Genomic DNA, 6,938 nt, shown 5'->3' with positions numbered 1-6,938 from the left:
CAGCACCGGTGTTAATCATAAAGTTGGAATGCTTCTCGCTCATCTGTGCGCCGCCCACGCGTGCACCGCGCATACCAGCGTCATCGATGACCTTCCATGCCTTGAGATCATGGACATCATCGGCCTTGCCAGTCGAGCTAAAGCCCGCAGGATTGCGAAAGGTCGACCCTGCGCTGCGCTCCTTGACGGGTTGGGTCGCATCACGTTTGGCAAGTTGATCATGCATACGCACCTCTAGCATCGCCGCATCCGCGTGCTCAGCTTCAAACGTGGCCTCGACCAATATCCAACCGTCTGGCAGATCGCTTTGACGGTATTGAAAGTTCAAATCGTCTTTGGTGAGCGTGACCAATGCGCCGGCCCGCGTGAGTGCACGCGCTGAGACGAAATGATCCGCCACATAGGAGCCGTAGCACCCTGCATTCATCCGCACAGCGCCCCCGATTGCTCCCGGTATTGTGCGCAAAAACGTCAGATCAAGACCCTGTGCGGCCGCCTTGCGCGCCACATGCGCATCTAGCGCCGCAACCCCAGCCGTCACTCGACCCGCCTTTGCATCGACCTCAATGGCGTTAAAGCCGCGCCCCATACGGATCACAACAGCCCGAAGACCGCCATCGCGCACAATCAGATTGGACCCAACACCCATCGCAAAGACCGGCACATCGGGGGCAAGTCGAGCGAGGAAGGCCTGTAGATCGTCAACATCAGCGGGTTGAAACAGCGCGTCAGCAGGACCACCCACACGCAACCATGTGAGATCGGCAAGTGGGCGTTGTAGCGTAAGCGCGCCACGGGTATCAGGGTAAACTGTCATGGGTCGGGCTATATCAGGGGCGATGGACCGTGGGAATCCCCTATTCGCACGCCCTCACTCTGCTGGACCTTTAATCGTCGTGCGCTTCAGCCAGCGACCAAAATAAATCACGGGCCACCGCAGGATCGACACGCCAGCTGCCAAGACGATCAATCCGATCCACGGACCATTCTCATACGTCACGTAGCCCACGATCGGCACGCCAGCGGCGATGAGCACATAGGCTTGGCGCCAATGGTTGCTTTTGGACGGAACCATCGCGACGACATTAGCGGCAATAGCCCAAAGGCACGCCAAAATGAGGGAAATAGACATGTACGGCCTCCTGTCATCTCTTGGTGGTCTCACCTGTGCCAAAAAACGTATGGCGGGCGTTCGAAACAAAGACATGGCAGCGACGATACGTGAGCAAACGGACAAAAACGCGTCAGCAGTGACGCACATCTGATCCGTTCTTAGTTGGTTAATGGTAGCGGAGCAAGGGATAGCGTTGCAAGAGCCGATATGCATCTGGGCAAATCCAATATCAAAGCCCCTGTCCCGCCAGTCCAAAGACGACCAAAGCCAAAACAGACAAAACCAAACCCAGATAAGGCACCCAGTTGGGAACACGAAACGGCGCGGATGGCGTGCGGCGTTTGAGATCAATCAACGCGCCGTTGACCAAGGCAAAGACGATCAACAAAATGAACGAGGTTACCCCCGCCAAATCCGCCACTGGCAACGTCAGCGCCGCAGCGATCACACAGACGCCGACCAGAAGCGTCGCGAAAACGGGCGTCCCAAAGCGCGCATGCGCATGGTGAAAGACCCCCAACACCCCGCCGCGCTGCCCCAATCCGTAGAGCACGCGTGCCGCCATCACCATTTGCGCAAGCACGCCATTGAGCGCCGCCACGACAGCAATCAACGACAGCATACGGCCATTGCCCCCTCGCGCCGCTTCATACACAAGCGCCAGTGGACGGTCGGACAGGGCCAACGCATCAATGGGCACGGCACGCACCGCCGCAGTTGTTACGCCAGCATAGAGCAGTGTCGTAATGAGAAGGGACGCGATAATGGCAATCGGCAAGGTCCGCGTAGGATTGCGGACCTCCTCAGCCATGTTCACGATGTCCTCGAATCCAATGAAGGCAAAGAACGCGAGCGTGGCCGCGATGCCGATTCCGGGAAAGTAGAGCGATGCAGGTGCAGCCCAATCGGGCGACACAGGCGCGCTCCATCCGGCCCAGATCACCACCGCCAATCCGCCGATCTCGATCATCGTAAAGAGGGCGGCAAGTGCTAGGCTTTCAAGCACTCCAACGAGGGCGACCGTGATCAAACCGCCCCCAAGCACGATCACCACACTATCCCAAGGCAGATCAAACACACCCGTGAGATAGCCCGCGCCCCCGCGCAAAACGGCCGCCGCCGACACGGTGCCCGCCGCCACAATACCAAGCCCGACAATGACGCCAAGCACGCGCGAGCCAAACCCCGCCTCAATATAAGCGGCCTCCCCTGCGGCTTGGGGAATGCGGGTGGACAGCTCGGAATAGGATAGCGCCGATGGAGCAGCGATCAGTCCCGCAAGCAAAAAGGCAAGGGGCGCATAGATCCCTGCATGGGCAGCAACAGCCCCCACCAAGACGTAAATCCCCGCGCCAACCATCACGCCCACGCCATATGCCGTGAGCAGCACCGGCCCGATGCGCCGTTTTAATGCCTCAGCCATAATCCGCCTCCCGTCTGCGTTTTGCCATGCCAAACAGAACGCCAATCCCAAACGCGGGCAGCGCCACGGGCAAGCCGACAATCAGATAAAACACGACCTCGCGGCGGGCTTCCACATGCACGAGTCCCGTGAACAGCCCCACGGTGATTGCCGCCACAATCACGACCGCACCGACAATCCACAGCCATCTCGGCGCGCGAGAGAACACATAGCCCACCCCGCCCAAGGCCACAAAAGACATGAGAATCTTGAACAATAGAGAGCCGTTTATCTGATCCATGATCCAACCCTATGCCACGAAAACAGTACCGTCTGTGCGCTAGAACAAAGCATGGCGCGGAGTCTGCGCTATTGGGCCGTGGCCCCAAGTCGCTTGAGACGCAATCCAAGCGCCGCGCCAATGCCCAATGCGACCAAGACAACCGGCCACATATATAGGCTCATTGCGATCACCATACGCACGCCCATCCCCGCAAACGGGATCGAAAGCCCAAGGGCGAGAGCCGCGCGGATGAGTGCGTAGCCCCCCAAAACCATTAGGCAGTATTTAAACCGCCACGCCAGACACAGACCCAGCACCACCCAAAACACGATGAGAATGAGGACACTCACCCCCCCCCTCGCTAGGGCTTGGACAGGCGTGCAGGCAGGCCATTCGCCCATGTGGAAATCGTCCCTGCCCCAAGGCACACGACAATATCACCGTCGCGTGCTTGCTCACGTACCAGTCGCTCCAGATCGTCCTCGGATGTCACCGCACGCGCATGACGGTGACCGTGACGGATCAGACCCGCGACGAGGTCATCACGGCCCGCGCCCTCAATCGGCTCTTCGCCAGCTGCATAAATATCTGCAATGCCAACCACATCTGCCTCGTTAAAGCAGGTACAAAAATCCTCGAACAGCGAGTGTAGACGCGAATAGCGATGCGGCTGGTGTACGGCGATCACACGACCGCCCTCGTCGCCAATAGCCTGACGGGCGGCCTTGAGTACGGCGGCAATCTCGACGGGGTGGTGGCCATAGTCGTCAATGATGGTCACGCCATTCACTTCGCCCACACGGGTAAAGCGGCGGTTGACGCCCCCGAATTCGGCAAGCGCTTGTTTGATCTCGGCAGCCTTCATACCCAGATGGCGGGCAACGGCGACGGCGGACAGCGCGTTGGAGACGTTGTGATCGCCCGGCATCGGTAGCGTACAGCCCTCGATCGTAATCCCGTCTGACGCCAGAACGATGTCAAAATGCGCGACACCCTTTTTATAGGTCAGATTGGTCGCGCGCACGTCCGCTTGGGCGTTAAAGCCATAGGTCACAACGCGGCGGTCAGTGATCTTACCTACGAGGCTTTGCACCTCGGGGTGATCGGTACAGCACACGGCCAAACCGTAAAACGGGATGTTGGACACAAAGTCGTAAAAGCCTTTGCGCAGCGTGTCGAAATCGCCCCAGTGCTCCATGTGCTCGGGATCGATATTGGTCACAATGGCAATCGTCGCGGGTAGGCGGTTGAACGTGCCATCACTCTCGTCGGCCTCCACCACCATCCAATCGCTTTCGCCCACACGCGCGTTCGAGCCATAGGCATGGATAACGCCGCCGTTGATCACGGTGGGGTCAATGCCACCCTGATCCAAGAGGGCCGCGACCATGGTCGTGGTTGTGGTTTTGCCGTGCGTCCCCGCAACGGCGATGTTGGATTTGAGACGCATCAATTCGGCAAGCATTTCCGCACGACGTACAACAGGCAGCCCCTTGAGGCGCGCCGCATCCAGTTCGGGGTTGCCCGTTTTAATGGCCGATGAAATCACGACAACTTCGGCATTTTCAAGATTTTCAGCCTTTTGGCCCACGAAAATCTCTGCACCTAGCTCAGCCAGACGGTCGGTGATCTTAGACGCTTTCAGGTCGGACCCTTGAACGGTGTAGCCAAAGTTCAACAACACTTCCGCAATGCCCGACATGCCGATGCCGCCAATGCCGACAAAATGGATAGGACCGATTTCGGTGGGAAGTTTTGTCGTTGCGTTCATCGTCTCGTCTCTTTCACTCTTACAGTATGCGCGCTTATTGCGCGGCCAGTTCTACGACCATATCGGCCAGCTCGGTTGCAGCATGTGGCTTGCCCACCGACAAGGCCGCGCGCGCCATTTGTGCGGCGCCATCTGCGTTGCCCATAACCAATGCAATCTGCTCGGACAAGGTGGGCACGCTTATTTGGCTCTCGGGGATCATAATTGCGGCTCCTGCATCGACCAGACCACGCGCATTGGCCGTTTGGTGATCCCCCGTAGCGGCGGCAAACGGTATCAGGATCGACGGGCGGCCAATCACGGAAATATCTGCAACGGTCGACGCGCCTGCGCGGGCAATCACAAGCTGCGCCTCGCTCATGCGTTTTGGGATGTCGTCAAAGAAGGTTCTAATATCCGCGCCAATACCACTTTGGGCATAAAAGGCCTCGACGCGCTCCACGTCTTCGGGGCGTGCCTGTTGGCTCACACGTAGATTTGCCTTTACGGCGTCAGGCAGGGCAGCAATCGCGGCCGGCACACAATCCGAGGTGATCCGCGCGCCCTGAGAGCCACCAATCACCAGAATCTCCATCGGGTAATCCCCCGGCGCAATATAGGGCGCACCGGCTTTGTCCATCACAGAGCGGCGCACGGGATTGCCGACATGGATGCCCGCAACACCCTCGGGCACATCCGTGGGCCATGTCCCACACGCGACATGATCGACGCGGGTCGCAAAGACCTTATTGACGCGACCAAGCACACCGTTTTGCTCGTGGATCATGCGCGGCAATTTAAACAGCGTTGCGGCCGCCACGGCAGGAATAGCGGGATAGCCGCCAAAGCCTACGACAACGGCGGGGCGATCACGACGAAACTTGCGTAAAGCCTTGAACACACCCCCCGCAATTTTTAACGGGGCCGCAAGTTTGGCCACAACGCCACCGCGCGCAAAGGTTGCGGATGGCAGTTGTTCAATGTCAACGGCCTGTGGAAAGCCGCCTGTGTAGCGCGCACCACGTGCATCGGTAGAGAGTTTAACGCGCCACCCGCGCGCAATCATCACTTCGGCCAATGCCTGAGCAGGGAACATATGTCCCCCTGTTCCGCCAGCGGCGATCACAAGGAGAGGAGCGGATTGTATCATATTTGAACCTATTAACTAGCGACCGCGACGAACAAGCAAATCGCCAATCTCGCCTTGGGGGCGGGTACGGGTAAACGCCAAAAGCGCACCAAGGGCGATGCCAGACGCGATAACGGACGAGCCACCATAGGACACGAACGGCAAGGTCATACCTTTGGCAGGCAAGAGCCGCACGGCCACACCCATATTGATAAAGGCTTGGACACCAAAGGCACAGGCCAGACCCGTGCCAGCAAGGCGGATAAACGGGTCACGCTCGCGCATCAGACGCCACAGCGCACGCACGGTGACGGTGGCGTAGAGACCCAAAATGATCATCACAAGGATCAAACCGTATTCTTCGGCGGCCACTGCGATAATGAAATCGGTATGGGCGTCGGGCAGCGACCATTTCACGGTCCCCTCGCCCACGCCGACACCGAAAAACCCACCCTCGCGGATCGCGTTTGTCGCGTAACCGATTTGGGTTGTAGGATCGATATCAGGATTGAGAAAACCGTCAATGCGACGCGCAAAGTGTTCGGAATTGTTATAGGCCAAGGTGCCAAATGCCACGATCCCGCCCGCAAGTATGAGCAACAAGATCATGGGCGCACCGCCCACGAAATACATCACACCCCAACTGAACAAGATCAACGACGCCTGTCCAAAATCGGGCTGAAGCGCGAGCAAAACCACAATAACCGACACCAACATGAACGAATACAGACGCCCCGGAGGACCACCAACATCATGCGCCGCAGCCATCAGCCACGCGGCTGTAATCACAAACGCCGGCTTGAGGAATTCGGACGGCTGCACGGAGGCGAACCCGAGCGAGAACCACCGCGTGGCCCCCTTACCAAAGTCAGTGCCAAACACCGGCAATAGCATGAGCGCCACAAACGCCGCGACAAACCCCAGCACGCCCAAGCGGCGCACCTTTTGCGGATCCATCATGCTCATCAACATCATCGCGATCAAAGCAAGTGAGCCAAAGAACGTCTGACGCTGCACGTAATAGAAATCTGCGAGATTGTTCTTTTGCGCAAGGGGCGGCGAGGCCGCCAGACCAAGCAAAAGCCCGATCCCGAACAAAACAAACACGGCCGCCAAGGACCATCTGTCGATGGTGCGCCACCAACGCGGAAGAATCGGCTCACCATCCCTTTGGGGAATCGAGCCATAAACCATTTCTGTCATGGGACCGCCTACTGCCTCAAACTGTAACGTCCGCTTATGCGGATCTATAAACACAAT

The 6,938-nt window shown here is 58.3% G+C and carries 8 protein-coding genes; all 8 read right to left on the bottom strand.

The genetic code is table 11. The features are described 5' to 3' along the window. The coding region (murB, locus tag ACTG34_RS03055; protein ID WP_439103555.1) for a UDP-N-acetylmuramate dehydrogenase at positions 1–817 on the bottom strand (817 nt) is incomplete at its 3' end. Between the two features lie 54 nt (positions 818–871). Further along, positions 872–1,132 carry a DUF2484 family protein gene (locus tag ACTG34_RS03050; RefSeq protein ID WP_439103554.1) on the bottom strand — a complete coding sequence of 87 codons (261 nt, stop codon included), beginning with the start codon at positions 1,130–1,132 and terminating at the stop codon, positions 872–874. Between the two features lie 211 nt (positions 1,133–1,343). Continuing rightward, positions 1,344–2,537 (bottom strand): APC family permease, encoded by a 1,194-nt coding sequence (locus ACTG34_RS03045; RefSeq protein WP_439103553.1) that lies wholly within the window; start codon positions 2,535–2,537, stop codon positions 1,344–1,346. Then, on the bottom strand, positions 2,530–2,817 hold the full coding sequence (locus ACTG34_RS03040; protein WP_439103552.1) for a hypothetical protein: 288 nt from the start codon (positions 2,815–2,817) through the stop codon (positions 2,530–2,532). Before ACTG34_RS03040 ends, ACTG34_RS03045 begins: the two co-directional genes overlap by 8 nt. Before the next feature lie 68 nt (positions 2,818–2,885). After that, the gene (locus tag ACTG34_RS03035) at positions 2,886–3,149 is read right to left on the bottom strand and encodes a hypothetical protein (RefSeq protein WP_439103551.1); all 264 of its coding nucleotides are present in this window, start codon (positions 3,147–3,149) and stop codon (positions 2,886–2,888) included. An 11-nt stretch (positions 3,150–3,160) separates the two neighbouring features. After that, positions 3,161–4,570: a UDP-N-acetylmuramate--L-alanine ligase gene (murC, locus tag ACTG34_RS03030; RefSeq protein WP_439103550.1), complete on the bottom strand. Its 1,410-nt coding sequence runs from the start codon at positions 4,568–4,570 to the stop codon at positions 3,161–3,163. 34 nt (positions 4,571–4,604) lie between these two features. Beyond that, a complete protein-coding gene (murG, locus tag ACTG34_RS03025; RefSeq protein WP_439103549.1) occupies positions 4,605–5,699 on the bottom strand; it encodes an undecaprenyldiphospho-muramoylpentapeptide beta-N-acetylglucosaminyltransferase in 1,095 nt (364 codons plus the stop codon). Between the two features lie 15 nt (positions 5,700–5,714). Next, on the bottom strand, positions 5,715–6,881 hold the full coding sequence (ftsW, locus tag ACTG34_RS03020) for a putative lipid II flippase FtsW (protein ID WP_439103548.1): 1,167 nt from the start codon (positions 6,879–6,881) through the stop codon (positions 5,715–5,717). Positions 6,882–6,938 lie beyond the last annotated feature (57 nt).

Source organism: Celeribacter marinus, from assembly GCF_965656515.1.
Classification (GTDB): Bacteria; Pseudomonadota; Alphaproteobacteria; order Rhodobacterales; family Rhodobacteraceae; genus Celeribacter; species Celeribacter marinus_D.
Note: the sequence above shows the minus strand (reverse complement) of the source record. Positions and strands in the feature narration are given on the sequence as shown.

What these genes read in the sequence shown, in the direction of transcription:
- ACTG34_RS03040 (WP_439103552.1), bottom strand. Translation starts at nt 2,817, where the DNA reads ATGGATCAGATAAACGGCTCTCTATTGTTCAAGATTCTCATGTCTTTT.
- ACTG34_RS03050 (WP_439103554.1), bottom strand. Translation starts at nt 1,132, where the DNA reads ATGTCTATTTCCCTCATTTTGGCGTGCCTTTGGGCTATTGCCGCTAAT.
- ftsW (WP_439103548.1), bottom strand. Translation starts at nt 6,881, where the DNA reads ATGACAGAAATGGTTTATGGCTCGATTCCCCAAAGGGATGGTGAGCCG.
- murG (WP_439103549.1), bottom strand. Translation starts at nt 5,699, where the DNA reads ATGATACAATCCGCTCCTCTCCTTGTGATCGCCGCTGGCGGAACAGGG.
- murC (WP_439103550.1), bottom strand. Translation starts at nt 4,570, where the DNA reads ATGAACGCAACGACAAAACTTCCCACCGAAATCGGTCCTATCCATTTT.
- ACTG34_RS03045 (WP_439103553.1), bottom strand. Translation starts at nt 2,537, where the DNA reads ATGGCTGAGGCATTAAAACGGCGCATCGGGCCGGTGCTGCTCACGGCA.